General features: G+C 41.3%; 1 protein-coding gene. It reads right to left on the minus strand.

All coding sequences use genetic code 11. The annotated features are described in order from the left end of the window. Positions 1-269: 269 nt before the first annotated feature. The coding region (locus Q1B07_RS26660; RefSeq protein ID WP_299095840.1) for a transposase at positions 270-938 on the minus strand (669 nt) is incomplete at its 5' end.

Genomic DNA, 938 nt, shown 5'->3' on the forward strand with positions numbered 1-938 from the left:
GGGGGCCATCCTATCAACCAAACTGGATTAGTTTGGAAAATAAGTGTATAACCGTGCTAAGAAATCTCCACATAAATCACGGTCGCTAACCCTCCCATATCTCTCAGGATTGTAATCCATACTTTCCTTCGTCCTGCGTATCCATGAGGTGGAGGTTGGAAATGCTCCTTAGCTGGGTCAATTGCCCGAATGGAAAAAATATGCTCCAACTCTGCACTATTGGTGTTTGTAGAGAAATAATGTGTATTTAGAGTGTTTTTCTAAGAGCTTTAAGCAACCTGTAATACTTGTTTTTGAGGTAATCCTCTGACTAGTTTAGATCCATCAAACTCACATTGTTTTTGTCCAATGACAAACAACACACGTAGTAACTTACAACACAAGGCAATGAGTGACTGTTGCTTTTTCAATGGCTTTTCAGATCGTGTTGTATAGTATCGATGCAAGGCCTTAAACGTTGGGTTATGGGCGACTAGTGGACGAATAGCCAAATATAAAGCTCGTCGTAGACGGCTTCTCCCTCTCTTGGTTATTCGTGTTTGGCCTTTAAATTTACCGGAACTGTGTTCTCGTAATGAGAGGCCTGCTAAATTCACTAATTGTTGGGGGTGACTGTACTTTGTAATGTCACCTACTTCCGAGAAGAATAAAGCGATTGTGGTAGATCCTAATCCTGATATCTCCATCATTTGTTTAGCTCCCGGAAGTGTCTCCACTAGAGCTTCAAGCTCCGTATCTAATTGTTCTACCTGTTGTTTATATAGCTCATACTGGTCAAGTAGATAATCTAATTCTCTCTTGGCAAACTGAATACCGATTTGAATCCCAATACTCTTTCGAGCAGCTTCCACTAGCTTTGTCGCTCGCTTAATTCCCACTCCTCGTTGAACATATGGCTTCCACTTCATCAACACCTCTTCCGGTGATAGTTCTTTAAT

The sequence above is a fragment of the uncultured Metabacillus sp. genome (genome assembly GCF_947503125.1).
In the GTDB taxonomy this organism is placed as follows: domain Bacteria; phylum Bacillota; class Bacilli; order Bacillales; family Bacillaceae; genus Metabacillus.